16 protein-coding genes are annotated in these 16,470 nt (G+C 55.5%); 9 read left to right on the forward strand and 7 right to left on the reverse strand.

Annotated features, from left to right (window positions below):
* Positions 1 to 7: 7 nt before the first annotated feature.
* The 3 genes from CWM57_RS16185 to yfcG all read right to left on the reverse strand — a co-directional run bounded on the left by CWM57_RS16185 (position 8) and on the right by yfcG (position 1,977).
* Entirely contained in the window at positions 8 to 901 is an 894-nt protein-coding gene (locus CWM57_RS16185) for a TIGR01777 family oxidoreductase (RefSeq protein WP_100676084.1), read from the reverse strand.
* An 18-nt stretch (positions 902 to 919) separates the two neighbouring features.
* A complete protein-coding gene (folX, locus tag CWM57_RS16190; RefSeq protein WP_002913200.1) occupies positions 920 to 1,282 on the reverse strand; it encodes a dihydroneopterin triphosphate 2'-epimerase in 363 nt (120 codons plus the stop codon).
* A gap of 65 nt (positions 1,283 to 1,347) precedes the next feature.
* A complete protein-coding gene (yfcG, locus tag CWM57_RS16195) occupies positions 1,348 to 1,977 on the reverse strand; it encodes a GSH-dependent disulfide bond oxidoreductase (protein ID WP_074387938.1) in 630 nt (209 codons plus the stop codon).
* A 190-nt stretch (positions 1,978 to 2,167) separates the two neighbouring features.
* Between yfcG and yfcF the strand changes: the two genes are divergently transcribed.
* The 3 genes from yfcF to yfcD are packed head-to-tail and all read left to right on the forward strand — an operon-like array spanning position 2,168 to position 4,023.
* The gene (gene yfcF, locus CWM57_RS16200) at positions 2,168 to 2,812 is read left to right on the forward strand and encodes a glutathione transferase (RefSeq protein ID WP_100676085.1); all 645 of its coding nucleotides are present in this window, start codon (positions 2,168 to 2,170) and stop codon (positions 2,810 to 2,812) included.
* Between the two features lie 56 nt (positions 2,813 to 2,868).
* Positions 2,869 to 3,420, forward strand: a complete 552-nt coding sequence (yfcE, locus tag CWM57_RS16205; protein ID WP_074387939.1) for a phosphodiesterase — start codon at positions 2,869 to 2,871, stop codon at positions 3,418 to 3,420.
* Between the two features lie 57 nt (positions 3,421 to 3,477).
* Positions 3,478 to 4,023: an NUDIX hydrolase YfcD gene (yfcD, locus tag CWM57_RS16210; RefSeq protein ID WP_012540981.1), complete on the forward strand. Its 546-nt coding sequence runs from the start codon at positions 3,478 to 3,480 to the stop codon at positions 4,021 to 4,023.
* A 90-nt stretch (positions 4,024 to 4,113) separates the two neighbouring features.
* On the opposite strand, the gene pta is transcribed toward yfcD, so the two are convergent.
* Both pta and ackA read right to left on the reverse strand, forming a co-directional pair.
* On the reverse strand, positions 4,114 to 6,261 hold the full coding sequence (gene pta, locus CWM57_RS16215) for a phosphate acetyltransferase (protein WP_061153786.1): 2,148 nt from the start codon (positions 6,259 to 6,261) through the stop codon (positions 4,114 to 4,116).
* Between the two features lie 200 nt (positions 6,262 to 6,461).
* Positions 6,462 to 7,664, reverse strand: coding sequence for an acetate kinase (gene ackA, locus CWM57_RS16220; protein ID WP_061153787.1), 1,203 nt, complete (start codon positions 7,662 to 7,664; stop codon positions 6,462 to 6,464).
* A gap of 338 nt (positions 7,665 to 8,002) precedes the next feature.
* Here ackA and yfbV point away from each other — a divergent pair, with 338 nt between their 5' ends.
* The 4 genes from yfbV (at position 8,003) to CWM57_RS16240 (ending at position 11,620) form a co-directional block, all read left to right on the forward strand.
* Entirely contained in the window at positions 8,003 to 8,458 is a 456-nt protein-coding gene (gene yfbV, locus CWM57_RS16225; protein WP_002913194.1) for a terminus macrodomain insulation protein YfbV, read from the forward strand.
* 87 nt (positions 8,459 to 8,545) lie between these two features.
* Positions 8,546 to 9,040, forward strand: a complete 495-nt coding sequence (locus tag CWM57_RS16230; protein WP_012540982.1) for a YfbU family protein — start codon at positions 8,546 to 8,548, stop codon at positions 9,038 to 9,040.
* An 11-nt stretch (positions 9,041 to 9,051) separates the two neighbouring features.
* Positions 9,052 to 9,711 carry a sugar phosphatase gene (locus CWM57_RS16235; RefSeq protein WP_044613747.1) on the forward strand — a complete coding sequence of 220 codons (660 nt, stop codon included), beginning with the start codon at positions 9,052 to 9,054 and terminating at the stop codon, positions 9,709 to 9,711.
* Between the two features lie 76 nt (positions 9,712 to 9,787).
* Complete coding sequence (locus tag CWM57_RS16240; protein WP_008803943.1) at positions 9,788 to 11,620, forward strand: SLC13 family permease; 1,833 nt, start codon at positions 9,788 to 9,790, stop codon at positions 11,618 to 11,620.
* Between the two features lie 45 nt (positions 11,621 to 11,665).
* Here the strand turns inward: CWM57_RS16240 and yfbR are convergent, their stop codons facing one another.
* Entirely contained in the window at positions 11,666 to 12,265 is a 600-nt protein-coding gene (gene yfbR / locus CWM57_RS16245) for a 5'-deoxynucleotidase (RefSeq protein WP_002913188.1), read from the reverse strand.
* A gap of 81 nt (positions 12,266 to 12,346) precedes the next feature.
* Positions 12,347 to 13,564 carry an alanine transaminase AlaA gene (alaA, locus tag CWM57_RS16250; RefSeq protein WP_008803944.1) on the reverse strand — a complete coding sequence of 406 codons (1,218 nt, stop codon included), beginning with the start codon at positions 13,562 to 13,564 and terminating at the stop codon, positions 12,347 to 12,349.
* An 876-nt stretch (positions 13,565 to 14,440) separates the two neighbouring features.
* On the opposite strand from alaA, the gene CWM57_RS16255 reads away from it, so the two are divergent.
* Both CWM57_RS16255 and nuoA read left to right on the forward strand, forming a co-directional pair.
* The gene (locus tag CWM57_RS16255) at positions 14,441 to 15,367 is read left to right on the forward strand and encodes a LysR family transcriptional regulator (RefSeq protein WP_100676086.1); all 927 of its coding nucleotides are present in this window, start codon (positions 14,441 to 14,443) and stop codon (positions 15,365 to 15,367) included.
* Between the two features lie 650 nt (positions 15,368 to 16,017).
* A complete protein-coding gene (gene nuoA / locus CWM57_RS16270) occupies positions 16,018 to 16,464 on the forward strand; it encodes an NADH-quinone oxidoreductase subunit NuoA (protein ID WP_002913181.1) in 447 nt (148 codons plus the stop codon).
* The last annotated feature ends 6 nt before the right edge of the window (positions 16,465 to 16,470 follow it).

The raw sequence follows: 16,470 nt of genomic DNA on the forward strand, positions 1-16,470 counted from the left end.
TTAGCCATTAGCTCAGCACATCCTTGAGCGCTTCGTCCAGATCGTACCAGCGGAAGGCGAAGCCAGCGGCTTCCAGACGCTTAGGCAGCGCGCGCTGGCCACCGAGCACCAGGACGGCGGACTCACCCATCAGCAGGCGGATAGCAGCGGCAGGAACGCGGAAAATGGCTGGTCGATTGAGCGCATGACCCAGCGCGTGGGCGAACTGTTCGTTATGCACCGGATAGGGAGAAACCATATTGAACGGGCCGCGTAGATCGTTATCCAGCAGCCACAGAATACCGTTAACCATATCGTCGATATGGATCCAGGCCAGGTACTGTCTGCCGCTGCCGATGGGCCCGCCGAGGCCGAGCTTAAAGGCGGGCGTCATTTTGCCGAGAATACCACCCCGCGGGGCCAGTACCACACCGGTGCGCAGCAGGCAGACGCGGGTCTGTTCGCTTTGCGCTTCGCAGGCAATTTGCTCCCAGCGGGCGCAGAGCTTATGGGTAAACTCATTGTGCGGTGGCTCTTCTTCGGTCACCACCACCTCGCCGAGATCGCCATAGTAGCCGGTGGCGGACCCGCTGATCAGCACGGAGGGAGGCGTGTCGCTGGCGTGGATCAGGCCAACCAGCCGCTGAGTGAGATCCCAGCGGCTATGGCACAAGCGTTGTTTCTGCTCGGCCGTCCAGCGTTTATCAGCAATGGGCTCGCCTGCGAGATTGATGACGGCATCAATCTCGTTGAGGTGGTGATGGCCTTCGAAATCGCGCCACAGCGTGACGCGCGGATCGAGGCGGGCGCGGGCGGTATCCGGATGCCGTGTGGATACCGTGACGCTATGCCCCAGTTCCAGCAACCGGGGTATCAGATGTCGGCCAATCAGGCCGGTGCCACCCGTAAGCAGGATCTTCATACCACCTCCCTGACATCGTTATCGCCGCCAGCTCATGGTCATCGACACCGAGTCGGCATAGCGCAGCGCATGAAGTTTATCGATCTCCACTTCAGCATATGTGACCCAGTGATGTTCGCATGCGATATTCAGCACATCCTGAGTTAATTTTTCCAGTAGCGAGAAACGGCCATTCTCAAGATGACTGATGATGCGCTTGGTAATGGTGCGGTAGTTCAGCGCATCATTGATGTCTTCGCTGTCGCGTGCCTTATCGGCGGGATAGTGAATCGCAACATTCACCACCACGTCCTGGCGGTTGGCGATCTCTTCCTCTTTAATTCCAATAAAAGTACGCAGGCGCAGGTTCTTAATACGAATAATGGCGTCTGGTTGAGACATTGCAGGCTTCCTCCGTGTTGTAAGTCCTGCAATCATACAACAAAGCGCGACGGGCGAGCAGGGGGTTAATAAGGCTGAATTTTTAGCATTGCTTCAACCGTCGCCGGCCGCTGCTTAATGCGCTCATACCAGTTGTGTACCGCCGGATAGTTCGCCAGATCGATACGCTGTCGGACATGGCTGTTGACCCAGGGCCAGGCGGCAATATCGGCGATGCTGTAATGGTCGCCGCCAAGCCACGGACTGGCTTCGAGGCGGTGATTGAGAACCCGGTACAGTCGCTGGGTTTCCACCTGAAAACGTTCAATGGCGTAGGGCACTGTTTGCGGCGCCGAGTGGGTAAAATGCTGATTTTGTCCCAGCATCGGCCCAAGACCGGCGACCTGCCAGAATAGCCATTGCAGAGTAATATAGCGCTCCCGCAGTTCACCGCTCAGCAGCTTGCCGCTTTTCTCCGCCAGATAGAGCAGGATGGCACCGGATTCGAAGACGCTCAACGGCGCTCCACCATCGGCAGGCATGTGGTCGACAATCGCCGGGATTTTGTTATTCGGCGAAATCGCCAGAAACTGCGGATGAAACTGTTCCCCTTTGCCAATATCGACCCGGATTAGCCGATAGGCCAGCTGCGCCTCTTCGAGAAACAGGGTGATTTTGTGGCCGTTTGGGGTGGGTGCATAGTAGAGATCGATCATAATATTTCCCGCCGTCGTGGGTCGCAAACTGTTCGAGTATAGGTGAAGCTGCGCAACCCGGGAGGAAATCCGCGAGCGGCGCGTCGCTCTGGAGGCTGCCACTTGATGCTGACGCGCGGACGAGCAGTGACATCGCCGGCAAGCCAGGCTATGTTGGCTTATTGTCCTGTCTACCACCCTTGAGGAAGCCATGAGCCAGCCAGTGATTACCCTGTGGTCCGATGCCGATTTTTTCTCACCGTATGTGATGTCTGTCTATGTCGCTCTGCAGGAAAAAAGCCTGCCTTTTAGCCTTAAAACCGTCGATCTGAACCGCGGCGAACATCTGCAGGCTGGCTGGACGGGCTATGCCGCCACCCGTCGCGTACCGCTGCTGGAGGTTGATGATTTCGCGCTGAGCGAGTCCTCGGCGATTACCGAGTATCTGGATGAGCGTTTCGCCCCGCCGGAGTGGGAGCGCATTTACCCGCATGACCTGCAAAAACGCGCCCACGCCCGGCAGATCCAGGCCTGGCTGCGCAGCGATCTGGTGCCGATTCGTGAAGAGCGATCCACCGCCGTGGTGTTTGGCGGGGTGAAAATGCCGGCCCTCAGCGAGGCAGGCAAGCAATCTGCGGAAAAACTGTTTGCTACCGCCGCTACGCTACTGGCCCACGGCGGGCAAAATTTATTTGGCGAATGGTCTATTGCCGACGCCGACCTGGCGCTGATGCTCAATCGTCTGGTTCTCAATGGCGATGAGGTGCCGGAGGCGCTGGCCGATTATGCGACTTTCCAGTGGCAGCGGGCTTCAATCCAGCGTTACGTGGCGCTTTCCGCCAAACGCGCAGGCTGATCGCCCGCCACGCTTCCGCTATCATAGTGGCATCGTAACCAGTGGAGATGGAATCTATGAAACTGATGTTTGCCTCCGATATTCATGGTTCGCTGCCCGCTACGGAACGCGTGCTTGAACGGTTCGCGCAAAGCGGCGCCAGGTGGCTTATTATTCTCGGCGATGTGCTCAATCACGGGCCACGTAATGCGCTGCCGGAAGGGTATGCGCCGGCGGAGGTGGCCGAGCGGCTTAACAGCGTGGCGGAGCGCATTATTGCCGTTCGCGGCAATTGCGACAGCGAAGTGGATCAGATGCTACTTCGTTTTCCCATGACCGCGCCCTGGCAACAGGTGCTCAGCGAACGCTACCGCCTGTTTCTGACCCATGGCCATCTGTATAGTCCGGAAAATTTGCCGCCGCTGGACGCTGGTGATGTTCTGGCTTATGGCCATACTCATATTCCGGTCGCGGAAAAACGCGGTGCGATCTACCTGTTTAATCCAGGCTCAGTGAGTATCCCGAAAGGGGGATATTCCGCCAGCTATGGGCTGCTGGATGAGGGGCGTCTGCAGGTTTTAGCACTCAATGATAATCAGGTTATTGCAGAGGTCGCAATTTACCCGTAATTTAGCCCTCAATCATAAAGACGCGCCGTGAGAGCGCTTTCAAAGTAAGGTTTCCTGATGGCGGAACAGAATCATTTGGCAAGCACAGAATGGGTCGATATTGTTAATGAAAACAATGAGGTGATAGCACAATCCAGCCGCGAGCAGATGCGCGCGCAGTGCCTGCGTCACCGGGCGACCTATATCGTCGTTCACGACGGAATGGGAAAAATTCTGGTGCAGCGACGCACCGAGACAAAAGACTTTCATCCGGGCATGCTGGATGCGACCGCCGGCGGCGTCGTTCAGGCCGATGAGCAACTGCTGGAGTCTGCCCGTCGCGAAGCCGAAGAAGAGTTGGGCATCGCGGGAGTACCGTTTGCCGATCACGGTCAGTTTTATTACGAAGATAAGTTCTGTCGCGTCTGGGGAAGCCTGTTCAGCTGCGTCTCGCATGGGCCATTTGCGCTGCAGGAAGAAGAGGTAAGCGAGGTGTGTTGGTTAACGCCGGAAGAGATCACTGCCCGCTGTGATGAGTTCACGCCGGACTCACTGAAAGCGCTGGCGCTGTGGATGACCCGTAACGCGGGTAATGAGTATGATGACGCGGAAGAGGGCGAGTAATATCGCCATCGCGCAGCAGCAACAGCTGCTCGCCTCCTGATGAAAAAAGGCAGCCATCTGGCTGCCTTTTGCTTTTATCTCAGCGGGGAATTAATTCTGCTGCTGAGCTGACTGGATCGCGGTCAGAGCGATGGTATAGACGATATCGTCAACCAGCGCGCCACGAGACAGGTCGTTGACCGGCTTGCGCATACCCTGCAGCATCGGCCCGATGGAGATCAGGTCGGCAGAGCGCTGTACCGCTTTGTACGTGGTGTTACCGGTGTTCAGATCCGGGAAGATGAACACGGTCGCGCGGCCAGCAACCGGCGAATTCGGCGCTTTGGATTTCGCCACGTCAGCCATGACGGCGGCGTCGTACTGCAGCGGGCCATCGATCATCAGGTCAGGACGTTTTTCCTGCGCCAGACGGGTCGCTTCGCGGACTTTCTCAACATCACTACCCGCGCCGGAGGTACCGGTGGAGTAGGAGAGCATCGCTACGCGCGGTTCGATACCGAAGGCAATCGCGGAGTCAGCGGACTGAATGGCGATTTCCGCCAGCTGTTCTGCCGTCGGATCCGGGTTGATCGCGCAGTCGCCGTAGACATAAACCTGTTCCGGCAGCAGCATGAAGAATACGGAAGAGACCAGCGAGCTGCCCGGTGCGGTTTTGATCAGCTGCAGCGGCGGACGAATGGTGTTGGCGGTGGTGTGAACCGCGCCGGACACCAGGCCGTCGACTTCGTCTTGTTCCAGCATCAGGGTGCCGAGAACCACGTTGTCTTCCAGCTGCTCGCGAGCGACTGCTTCGGTCATGCCCTTGCTCTTACGCAGTTCGACCAGGCGAGCCACGTAGCTTTCGCGAACCACTTCCGGGTCGACGATTTCGATACCCGCGCCCAGCTCAACGCCCTGCGCTGCGGCAACGCGGTTGATCTCATCCGGGTTACCCAGCAGCACACAGGTGGCGATGCCGCGTTCCGCACAGATAGCGGCGGCTTTCACCGTACGCGGTTCGTCGCCTTCCGGCAGGACAACGCGTTTGCCGGCTTTGCGCGCCAGCTCGGTCAGCTGGTAGCGGAAGGCTGGCGGGGAGAGACGACGGCTGCGCTCGGAGGTCGCGGTCAGCGATTCGATCCAGTCGGCGTTGATGTAGTTGGCCACGTATTCCTGAACTTTCTCGATGCGCTCGTGATCGTCAACCGGTACTTCGAGGTTGAAGCTCTGCAGGCTCAGGGAGGTCTGCCAGGTATTGGTATTGACCATAAACACCGGCAGGCCGGTGGCGAAGGCACGTTCGCACAGCTTGCTGATGCGCGCGTCCATTTCATAGCCGCCGGTCAGCAGGATGGCGCCGATTTCCACGCCGTTCATCGCGGCCAGGCAGGCAGCGACCAGCACGTCAGGACGGTCTGCCGAGGTGACCAGCAGCGAGCCTGCGCGGAAGTGCTCCAGCATGTGCGGGATGCTGCGCGCACAGAAGGTCACGGATTTCACGCGACGGGTGTTGATGTCGCCTTCGTTGATGATGGTGGCATTCAGGTGATGCGCCATGTCGATCGCGCGGGTGGCGATCAGATCAAAGCTCCACGGCACCGCGCCCAGCACCGGCAGAGAGCTGCCTTTCTGCAGCTGAGCCGGATCGATCTTCACGACTTTCGCTTTCGACGAGTCGTCGAAGATTTCGGACAGGTCAGGACGGGTACGGCCCTGCTCGTCGACCGGTGCATTCAGTTTGTTAACGATAACGCCGGTAATGCTGGTATTTTTCGCGCCGCCAAAGCTGTTGCGGGTCAGTTCAATACGCTCGTTCAGCTGTTCTGGCGTATCGGTGCCCTGCGACATCACGAAGACGATCTCCGCGTTCAGCGTTTTGGCGATTTCAAAGTTCAGCGCCTGGGCGAACTGATGCTTACGGGTCGGCACCAGACCTTCCACCAGTACCACTTCCGCGTCCTGGGTGTTTGCGTGATAGTTGGCGATGATCTCTTCCATCAGCACATCTTTCTGATTGCTGGAGAGCAGAGATTCAACGTGGCTCATCTTCAGCGGTTCAGCGGCGGTGGTGGTGGAGGAGCTGGCACGAACGATGGTGGTGGTCTGGTCTGGTGCATCGCCACCGGAACGCGGCTGAGCGATAGGTTTAAAGACGCTCAGACGAACGCCTTTGCGTTCCATAGCACGGATCACACCGAGGCTGACGCTGGTCAGGCCTACGCTGGTACCGGTAGGAATTAACATGATAGTACGGGACACGGTATATCCTCTTTCGTTACCGCCAGTATCAGGCGGGATACAAAACAGCACCACCAGCTACCCGTCATACTTCAAGTTGCATGCGCGTTGGCTCTACTTGCTCACCCCGGTCGCGTACGCTGTGTACGTGACCGGGGATTTGCTGCGTCGCCGCCTTCCTGCAGCTCGAATTATTGAAGGTTATGGCTGGCGGTGTGGAATTAAGCGGTCAGACGGCTGGCGTCTTGCGCGATGACCAGTTCTTCGTTGGTCGGGATAACTACGGCAGGACGGGTGCCTTCTTTGTTGATGAAACCAGACTTGCCGAAACGGGCAGCCAGGTTACGTTCGTGGTCAACTTCGAAGCCCAGTACGCCCAGTTTGCCCAGCGACAGTTCACGCACCATCGCGGCGTTTTCACCGATACCACCGGTGAAGATAACGGCGTCGAGACGGCCGTCCATCAGCGCGGTGTAGGAGCCGATGTATTTCGCCAGACGGTGGCAGTAAACGTCCATTGCACGCTTAGCATCCGCTTTTTCCTGGTAGTTGTCTTCCACGTAGCGGCAGTCGCTGGTGACTTCGGTCAGGCCCAGCAGGCCGGACTCTTTGGTCAGCATTTTGTTGATCGCGTCAACGCTCATGCCCAGGGTGTCGTGCAGATGGAAGATGATAGCCGGGTCGATGTCGCCTGAGCGAGTACCCATCACCAGACCTTCCAGCGGCGTCAGACCCATGGAGGTATCAACGCATTTACCGTTACGGATAGCGGAAACAGAACCACCGTTGCCGAGGTGGCAGGTGATGATGTTCAGTTCTTCCACTGGCTTGTTCAGGATCTTAGCGGCTTCCTGAGTGACATAGAAATGGCTGGTGCCGTGCGCGCCGTAACGACGAACGCCGTGATCTTTATACAGGCTGTACGGCAGGGCGTAGAGGTAGGATTCTTCCGGCATGGTCTGGTGGAATGCCGTATCGAATACTGCCACGTTTTTGTCTTTCAGGTGCGGGAAGGATTTCAGCGCTTCAGCGATGCCGATCAGGTGTGCCGGGTTATGCAGCGGTGCGAAGGACGCAGCGTCTTTAATACCCTGAATCACAGACTCGTCGATCACCACGGAGCTGGTGTATTTTTCACCGCCGTGTACGATACGGTGGCCGATTGCGGTCAGCTGAGCAGACAGTTCTGGTTTTTGTGCCAGAATAGTGTTAACGATAAAGTTCAGTGCTTCACTGTGCGCGGCACCGGCGCCTAATTCAGCTTCTTGCTTGCCGCCGTCAATTTTCCATTTGATACGGGCTTCCGGCAGGTGGAAGCATTCCGCTAAACCGGACAGATATTCGTCGCCGTTAACGGCATCAAGGATAGCAAATTTCAGAGAGGAGCTACCGCAGTTCAGAACCAGTACTAACTTACTCGACATGGAAGTACCTTTTTATGATACGTGGCTAAAAAAACGTCAGTGTGTCATTAGCGTAGCGCAGGATGACCTCGACATTTATGATTAACATCATGCCTTGTTCTGTTTTCGGGCACGATGAGAGAAGTACATTTGATTTTATGCCATTTTGCATAATTTTCAGCCAATGGCAGAATATGCGATAATTTGACTAGCCTGGCAAAAGAGTCTATCCGCCCTTTCAGGCGGGCACAGGATACCTGATTGCGGCACCCTTTGCCAAAATCTTTTGAACGATGTCATGCATAGTTGGTGTTTTGCACGAATTTTTTAAGTTTTATATGTAAAGTTGAGGTAAAGCCATGTCGACCCCTGAGAAACGCCCCGTTAGCTTCTTTAGCTTGTTCAACCGCGGGCAGCATTACGCAAAGACCTGGCCTCTCGACAAGCGCCTCGCGCCGGTGTTTATCGAAAACCGCATTATTCGTGCCACCCGCTATGCTATCCGTATCATGCCGCCGATCGCCATTTTTACGCTGTGCTGGCAGATAGCCCTGGGCGGCCAGCTGGGTCCCGCCGTCGCCACCGCGCTGTTTGCCCTGAGCCTGCCGATGCAGGGACTATGGTGGTTGGGTAAGCGTTCGGTGACGCCGCTGCCGCCCTCCATTCTCAACTGGTTTTACGAAGTGCGCGGCAAACTGCAGGAGGCGGGACAGGCGCTGGCGCCGGTCGAAGGCAAGCCCGATTATCAGGCGCTGGCTGACACGCTTAAGCGCGCCTTCAAACAACTGGATAAAACTTTCCTTGATGATTTGTAATTCACTACGGAAAACGCATATAAAAGAAGGCGCATGATTTATGCGCCTTCTTTATTTCACGCCCTACCGTGCTACAGGAGTCACAACATGGAAATGACCAATGCGCAGCGTCTGATTTTATCCAATCAGTACAAAATGATGACGATGCTCGACCCGGACAATGCGGAACGCTACCGTCGTCTGCAAACCATCATTGAGCGTGGGTATGGGCTGCAGATGCGCGAACTGGACCGCGAGTTTGGCCAGCTGACGGAAGAAACCTGCCGTACCGTTATCGATATCATGGAGATGTACCACGCGCTACACGTCTCCTGGACCAACCTGAAAGACGCGGCGGGTATCGACGAGCGTCGGGTTACCTTCCTCGGATTTGATGCCGCCACCGAAGCGCGTTTTCTCGGCTATGTACGCTTTATGGTCAATATTGAAGGCCGCTACAGCCATTTTGACGCTGGCACTCATGGCTTTAACTCGCAGACCCCGATGTGGGAGAAATATCAGCGGATGCTGAGCGTCTGGCACGCCTGTCCGCGCCAGTATCACCTGAGCAGTAATGAAATTAACCAAATTATCAATGCCTGAGGGAGGTGCCCGTGCAGTGTAAAGGTTTCCTGTTCGATTTAGACGGGACGCTGGTGGATTCCTTGCCGGTGGTGGAGCGTTCATGGTGTAAGTGGGGCGATCGTTTCGCCATTGACCATAATGAAATTCTCAGTTTTATTCACGGCAAGCAGGCCATTACCTCTATTCGCCATTTTATGCCGGGTCGTAGCGAGGAGGATATCCAGGCCGAATTCCGCTTCCTCGAGCAGATTGAAGCCACTGATATCGAGGGCATTGTCGCTCTGCCGGGGGCGTTAACCCTGCTGAGTACCCTCAATGAGGCTGGGATCCCATGGGCGATTGTCACTTCCGGCTCGGTGCCGGTTGCCCACGCGCGTCATCGCGCGGCAGGCCTGCCAATGCCGGAGGTCTTCATCACCGCTGAGCAGGTAAAACACGGAAAACCGGCGCCGGACGCCTATCTGCTGGGCGCCGAGCGGCTGGGACTACCGGCCGATCAGTGCGCGGTGGTAGAAGATGCGCCGGCGGGGCTGCTCTCCGGCCTGGCGGCGGGGTGTCGCACCATCGCGGTCAACGTGCCTGCCGATGCCCCTCGACTGGATGAAGCCGACCTCGTGCTGAGCAGCCTGGACGATCTGGTGGTCGAACGTCAGACGGACGGCTATGTTAATGTGCGTCTTAAAGCGTAAACGTATGATTTCGCCCCGCGTTGCCGGGGCTTTTTTATGCCACTATGTCGACTCCCACTTGTGACAAGGAAACGTTGTGAACGGTGAATTGATTTGGGTTTTATCCCTTCTGGCTATCGCGGTTGTGCTGTTTGCTACCGGCAAGGTGCGCATGGATGCTATCGCCCTGATGGTCATTGTCGCCTTCGTCCTCAGCGGCACGCTGACGCTGAATGAAGCCTTTTCCGGGTTCAGCGATCCTAACGTGATCCTGATTGCCGCCCTGTTTATTATCGGTGATGGCCTGGTGCGTACCGGGGTGGCCACCAAGATGGGGGCGTGGCTGGTGAGCGTGGCGGGCAACAGCGAAACCAAGATGCTGGTTTACCTGATGCTCACCGTCGCCGGGCTGGGTGCGTTTATGAGTTCAACCGGGGTGGTCGCCATTTTCATTCCGGTGGTGCTCAGCGTGTCGGCGCGGATGAATACCTCTCCCTCGCGGCTGATGATGCCGCTGAGCTTTGCCGGACTTATCAGCGGGATGATGACTCTGGTCGCAACGCCCCCCAATCTGGTGGTCAACAGTGAACTGCTGCGCGAAGGGCTGCACGGCTTCAGCTTTTTCAGCGTCACGCCGATTGGCCTGGTGGTGCTGATCCTGGGCATCGTCTATATGCTGGCGGTGCGCTTTATGCTGAAGACAGAGAATGGCGAATCCGCGCGCGATGGGCGAAAAAGAAGCACCTTCCGCGATCTGATCCGTGAATATCACCTCACTGGTCGCGCCCGCCGGCTGGCGATCCGTCCTGGTTCGCCGATGATCGGCCAGCGTCTTGATGATTTAAAACTGCGTGAGCGGTACTGTGCCAACGTCATCGGCGTCGAACGCTGGCGGCGGTTCCGTCGGGTGATTGTTAACGTCAACGGGGTATCGGAATTCCGCGCCCGCGACGTCCTGCTGATCGATATGTCCGCCTCCGATGTCGACTTACGCCAGTTCTGTGGTGAGCAGATGCTCGAGCCGATGGTGCTGCGCGGCGAGTATTTTGCCGATCAGGCGCTGGATGTGGGCATGGCGGAGGTGTCGCTGATCCCGGATTCGGAGATGATTGGGAAAACGGTGCGTGAGATAGCGTTCCGCACTCGGTTTGGTCTCAATATCGTCGGCATGAAGCGCGATGGCGAGGCGATGGATGGTTCCGTGGTCGATGAGCCGCTGCAGCTCGGCGATATCCTGCTGGTGGTCGGCAACTGGCGGCAAATTGCCCTGCTGGCGAAGCGTGGGCGGGATTTCGTGGTGCTCAATATGCCGGTTGAAGTGGATGACGCTTCGCCGGCACACAGCCAGGCTCCGCACGCGATTTTCTGTCTGGTGTTGATGGTAGCCCTGATGCTCACTGATGAAATTCCCAACCCGATTGCCGCGATCATCGCCTGCCTGCTGATGGGCAAATTCCGCTGCATCAACGCCGAAAGCGCCTATAAGGCGATCCACTGGCCAAGCATTATTTTGATTGTCGGGATGATGCCGTTTGCCCTGGCGTTGCAGAAAACCGGCGGGGTAGATCTGGTGGTCAAGGGACTGATGGACGTCGCCGGAAGCGAGGGGCCTTATCTGATGCTCGGCTGCCTGTTTGTAATGTGCGCGGCGATAGGCCTGTTCATCTCTAATACCGCGACCGCGGTCCTGATGGCGCCCATAGCCCTGGCAGCGGCGAAGTCGATGGGGGTGTCGCCCTATCCTTTTGCCATGGTGGTGGCGATGGCGGCTTCGGCGGCGTTTATGACTCCGGTTTCCTCGCCGGTCAACACCCTGGTGCTTGGCCCGGGTAAGTATTCCTTCAGCGACTTTGTGAAGATTGGCGTGCCCTTCACCGTACTGGTGATGGTGGTCTGCGTGCTGCTGATCCCGGTACTGTTTCCGTTTTAAGGGTGTCAGGCCGGGTAGGGCGCAACCGCTGCCCGGCCTGAAAAATTACAGTGGCGAATCCTGACTTATTTCATCCAGCGACAGCTGGAAGCTCGGGACAAACACCTGCATAAAGTAATCCATCTCTGCGCTTCGCCGCGACGCCAGCGTCTTTTCCAGACGGCCTTTGGCCAGCAGAAATTCGTTGTTACCCGCAGACAGCTCTTCGAGGCACTTCAGGTAAGCGCAGAGGGCGTCAGCCTGTTTAACGATCGACTGCTCTTCCTCACTGTAGTGATGCTCATCAATCAGCGGCTCGAAAATATCGCGCAGCTCGTCAGGGACCATATCCACCAGCTTTTGCTGAGCAATTTTCTCAATCGCCTTATATTCCTGGGCAATCTGGGAATTGAAATATTTCACCGGGGTAGGGAGGTCGCCAGTTAATACTTCGGAGGCGTCATGGTACATCGCCAGCAGGGCGATACGTTCGGCGTTGACCTGGCCGCCAAATTTGCGGTTTTTAATTGCCGCCAGCGCATGGGCGACCATCGCCACCTGCAGACTGTGTTCGGAGACATTTTCGGTGCGCACGTTGCGCATCAGCGGCCAGCGGTTAATCAGTTTCAGGCGGGAGAGGTGGGCAAAGAAATGACTCTGACTCATAGGAACCCTTAATCAGTGACAACATCGGGTTCCATTGTGCGCAGGGATCGCCGCCGGATGCAAATGCCGGCGGCGTAGCGATTAAAGCTGGTGGTAGCCGGAGAGGAAGCGGCCAAAGCGGGAGATCGCCATCTCCAGGTCGTCTTCACGAGGCAGCGTCACAATGCGCACATGATCCGGCCACGGCCAGTTGAACGCGGTACCCTGCACCAGCAGGACTTTCTCCTGCAACAGGAAGTCGAGCACCATTTTCTGGTCGTCGTGAATATTGAAGCGTTTGGCATCGATTTTCGGGAACATATACAACGCGCCTTTTGGCTTCATGCAGGAGACACCCGGAATATCGTTGATCAGCTCCCAGGCGCGGTTGCGTTGTTCATACAGGCGCCCGCCGGGAATGATGAATTCGCTGATACTCTGGTAGCCGCCCAGCGCCGTCTGGATAGCATGTTGTGCCGGCACGTTGGCGCACAGACGCATCGACGCCAGCATCTCCAGGCCTTCGATATAGCCCTTCGCGTGTTTTTTCGGGCCATTCAGCACCATCCACCCCTGACGGAAGCCGGCAACACGGTAGGTTTTCGACAGTCCGTTGAAGGTCACGGTCAGCAGATCCGGCGCCAGAGCAGCAATCGAGTGATGCTGGGCTTCGTCGTAGAGGATCTTATCGTAGATCTCATCGGCGAAAATAATCAGGTTATGCTGCCGGGCGATCTCGACGATCTCCTGCAGCAGTTCTTTGGAATAGACCGCGCCGGTGGGGTTGTTGGGGTTAATGATCACGATTCCGCGGGTGCGCGGCGTGATTTTTGCGCGGATATCGTCAAGATCCGGGAACCAGTCAGCGGATTCGTCACACAGATAGTGGACCGCTTTGCCACTGGAAAGCGACACCGCCGCCGTCCACAGCGGGTAGTCCGGCGCGGGAACCAGCATCTCATCGCCGCTGTTTAACAGCGCCTGCATCGCCTGCACAATCAGTTCGGACACGCCGTTGCCGATGTAAATATCTTCTACCGTGACATCACGCATTCCCCGGGCCTGGTAATGCTGCATGATGGCTTTGCGCGCCGAGTACAACCCTTTCGAATCGCAGTAACCCTGGGCAGTAGGCAGATTGCGGATGACGTCGACGAGGATCTCGTCAGGGGCCTCGAAGCCGAATGGCGCCGGGTTGCCGATGTTCAGTTTCAGAACTTTATTGCCTTCTTCCTCAAGACGTTTCGCTTCTTTCAGAACCGGGCCACGGATGTCGTAACAGACGTTCTCTAACTTGCTGGATTTTTCGATGGGGGACATGAATCTTGACCTTTTAGCTGTTATCGCCACTCCCTGCCGTGGAAGTCAGCACGGAACAATGTACTCCGCATCCCCGCTGTTTTGAAGGCTTTGCAGGAGAAGATTTTGCTAACGCAGGATTTTAAGCGTAATTGATTTATCTGCCGCTTACGGTTTTAGATTGTATGTTATACCTGTTTATGGTTGTTTTTTTGGTCGTATATGTAGGCAATATGTCGTTTTTGCCATCATTTATCTGGTTTGTTTGTGAGGGGGAGGGGCGAACGAAGAATGTTGGTGGGCTAAAAACCGCTATCCTTAATGCAATATCGGCTCATTTGTAATTTGGATGTTAAATAATATCAATAAAAGACAGCATGCGAGTGCATTATTATTATTTTTGACAGGTAATAATCTGAAGTTTGTTAATTTATATAAAATGTTGAAAAAAATTTAAAATTATCTGAGTTAATCCTTATTTAGGCTTATAAAAAGGACGGGAATCGGTTAGAATATCGCCGTTAATATCAGTGATAGCCGGTAAGCACTCCGGTTGGATTGATACTTAATATATTGTTATTACAGAATTTTATTGTTCATCCTTCCCTGCGTAAACGTGCGGTGGAAGAGAGGCTTTCTCACCGCCACTGGCCGCTTTTCCGGCGCGACGTATGACGCCTGACTGGCCGTGGTAATAAATAACAATGAGAAATACGAACAATATATTACTCCGTGGTTCTGCGCATTTGCCCAGACGAGTACTTTAGCATGTAATAACGTTCGTCCAGTTGTTTATCCGCCATCTGACGGTGAGCACGAGGCTCAGGGAATAGCCGGAAACCTGGCGTAAAGCATCAACAAGGCAGGTCAGCGTTAGCCACCTGTAAGTGAAGAAATATGATTAATACAACACGTCCGATACTCAACCTTGATCTCGATCTGCTGCGCACCTTTGTGGCAGTCGCTGATTTGAACACCTTCGCCGCTGCCGCTGCCGCAGTGTGTCGTACCCAGTCCGCGGTCAGCCAGCAAATGCAACGCCTCGAGCAACTGGTTGGCAAAGAGCTTTTCGCCCGTCACGGGCGTAATAAACTGCTCACTGAGCAGGGGATCCAGCTGCTGGGGTATGCTCGCAAAATCCTGCGCTTTAACGATGAAGCCTGCATGTCGTTAATGTATGGCAGCCTGCAGGGGGGACTGACCATCGGTGCCTCGGAAGAAACGGCTGATACCATCCTGCCGTTTTTGTTAAACCGCATCGGCTGCTTCTATCCCAGAATGACGCTGGAGATCAAAGTCCATCCTCATGCCGCAATTATGACGATGCTGGCCGAGGGGCTGATTGATCTGGCGTTGACCACCCATCAGACTCCCGGCTTTACCTCTTTCACCCTGAGAACGTCACCGACCCTCTGGTACTGTGCGGCGGAATATGTGCTGGCGAAGGGGGAGTCTATTCCCCTGATCCTGCTCGAAGAGCCAGGTCCATTCCGCCAGGATATTATTGCCGCGCTGGAGGCTGCCCGCGTCTCGTGGCATCTGGCCCATGGCGCTTCGTCTCTCTCCGGGGTGAAAGCGGCGGTTAAAGCCGGGCTGGGCGTCACCGCGCGACCCGTCGAAATGATGAGCCCCGATTTGCGCGTGGCTGGCATCAGCGATGGATTGCCGGGCCTGCCGGATACCCGGTATGTGGTCAGTTGCAATCCACAGACAGCGAGCGAGCTGCCGCAGGTGATTTTTCAGTCGCTGAGTCAGGAGAGCGACCCCTGGCGAACGGGGCCGGCACTTACCCCGGAAGAGGGAGATAACACCTTCATTTTGTGAGGGCAATTTTGCTAACAAAGATCACAAAAACTGGTAACAGAATGTAAGTGGGCAAAAAGAGCCTCAGGGGAGGGTTTCCCGCCTGGTGGCTCTTTTTTTTGCACTATTATTGATGTTTTGAATGTTTTTTTTATTTCTTTCCTGAAAAATCAGCGTATTGGCGTGACCGAGCGCTCACCTTGTCGACTTTTCCCTGCACTTTCAACACTTCCTGCTAATGTTAAAAAACCGGACGGATTGTTGCCGATTTCCTGGGGTAATTAACAAAACCGTGTCACAGATCAAGAAAATACCCCTCTTTGGGGGGAGGAATCGAGGCTAAATCCTGTCAAAATAGAAGGGATTTTTGATTTACGACGGAAACGGACACGATTCAACAACACTAAAACAGAACAGTATGCAAGGTTATTTCGCATAAAAGGGCATTTAATGTTAATGAAAAGATTCCAATGTAAATTAATGTTATGAAAACTTTTGTTAAAGTTGACAAAAGGTTAAAGAAAGGGGTAAAAAGCCACGGCATCTGGGCTTCTCATATCAACCAGGGACGCTTTTTTGCACGGTTTTTTTTACTCCTCCCGTGAAACGCTGTGGCGTTCATCTGCCAGTAAGAGCAGAGGGTTTTGGCGCTACACTTTTTTGGTTAAGCAATGCGTATGTCAACATCCACTGAAGTCATCGCTCATCATTGGGCATTCGCTATATTTCTCATCATCGCTATCGGCCTGTGCTGCCTCATGCTCGTCGGCGGCTGGTACCTTGGCGGTCGCGCGCGCGCGCGTAGCAAAAACACGCCGTTTGAATCGGGGATCGACTCCGTTGGTTCGGCCCGCTTACGTCTTTCTGCGAAGTTTTATCTGGTTGCCATGTTCTTCGTTATCTTCGACGTGGAAGCCCTGTATCTCTACGCATGGTCGACTTCTATCCGCGAGAGCGGCTGGGTCGGCTTTGTGGAAGCCGCAATTTTCATTTTAGTGCTACTGGCTGGTCTGGTTTATCTCGTTCGCATCGGCGCACTGGACTGGACGCCTGCGCGTTCCCGTCGCACGCTGGTTAATCCGGAAACAGACAGTCCCACTAACCGTCATATGCAGTAAAAGCGA

This window comes from Klebsiella sp. G-Nf4 (assembly GCF_002810615.1).
GTDB classification, from domain to species: Bacteria; Pseudomonadota; Gammaproteobacteria; order Enterobacterales; family Enterobacteriaceae; genus Klebsiella; species Klebsiella variicola.

Excerpts from the sequence above, each read along its gene's own strand:
- CWM57_RS16185 (WP_100676084.1), bottom strand. The coding sequence starts at position 901 with ATGAAGATCCTGCTTACGGGTGGCACCGGCCTGATTGGCCGACATCTG.
- folX (WP_002913200.1), bottom strand. The coding sequence starts at position 1,282 with ATGTCTCAACCAGACGCCATTATTCGTATTAAGAACCTGCGCCTGCGT.
- yfcG (WP_074387938.1), bottom strand. The coding sequence starts at position 1,977 with ATGATCGATCTCTACTATGCACCCACCCCAAACGGCCACAAAATCACC.
- yfcF (WP_100676085.1), top strand. The coding sequence starts at position 2,168 with ATGAGCCAGCCAGTGATTACCCTGTGGTCCGATGCCGATTTTTTCTCA.
- yfcE (WP_074387939.1), top strand. The coding sequence starts at position 2,869 with ATGAAACTGATGTTTGCCTCCGATATTCATGGTTCGCTGCCCGCTACG.
- yfcD (WP_012540981.1), top strand. The coding sequence starts at position 3,478 with ATGGCGGAACAGAATCATTTGGCAAGCACAGAATGGGTCGATATTGTT.
- ackA (WP_061153787.1), bottom strand. The coding sequence starts at position 7,664 with ATGTCGAGTAAGTTAGTACTGGTTCTGAACTGCGGTAGCTCCTCTCTG.
- yfbV (WP_002913194.1), top strand. The coding sequence starts at position 8,003 with ATGTCGACCCCTGAGAAACGCCCCGTTAGCTTCTTTAGCTTGTTCAAC.
- CWM57_RS16230 (WP_012540982.1), top strand. The coding sequence starts at position 8,546 with ATGGAAATGACCAATGCGCAGCGTCTGATTTTATCCAATCAGTACAAA.
- yfbR (WP_002913188.1), bottom strand. The coding sequence starts at position 12,265 with ATGAGTCAGAGTCATTTCTTTGCCCACCTCTCCCGCCTGAAACTGATT.
- alaA (WP_008803944.1), bottom strand. The coding sequence starts at position 13,564 with ATGTCCCCCATCGAAAAATCCAGCAAGTTAGAGAACGTCTGTTACGAC.
- CWM57_RS16255 (WP_100676086.1), top strand. The coding sequence starts at position 14,441 with ATGATTAATACAACACGTCCGATACTCAACCTTGATCTCGATCTGCTG.
- nuoA (WP_002913181.1), top strand. The coding sequence starts at position 16,018 with ATGCGTATGTCAACATCCACTGAAGTCATCGCTCATCATTGGGCATTC.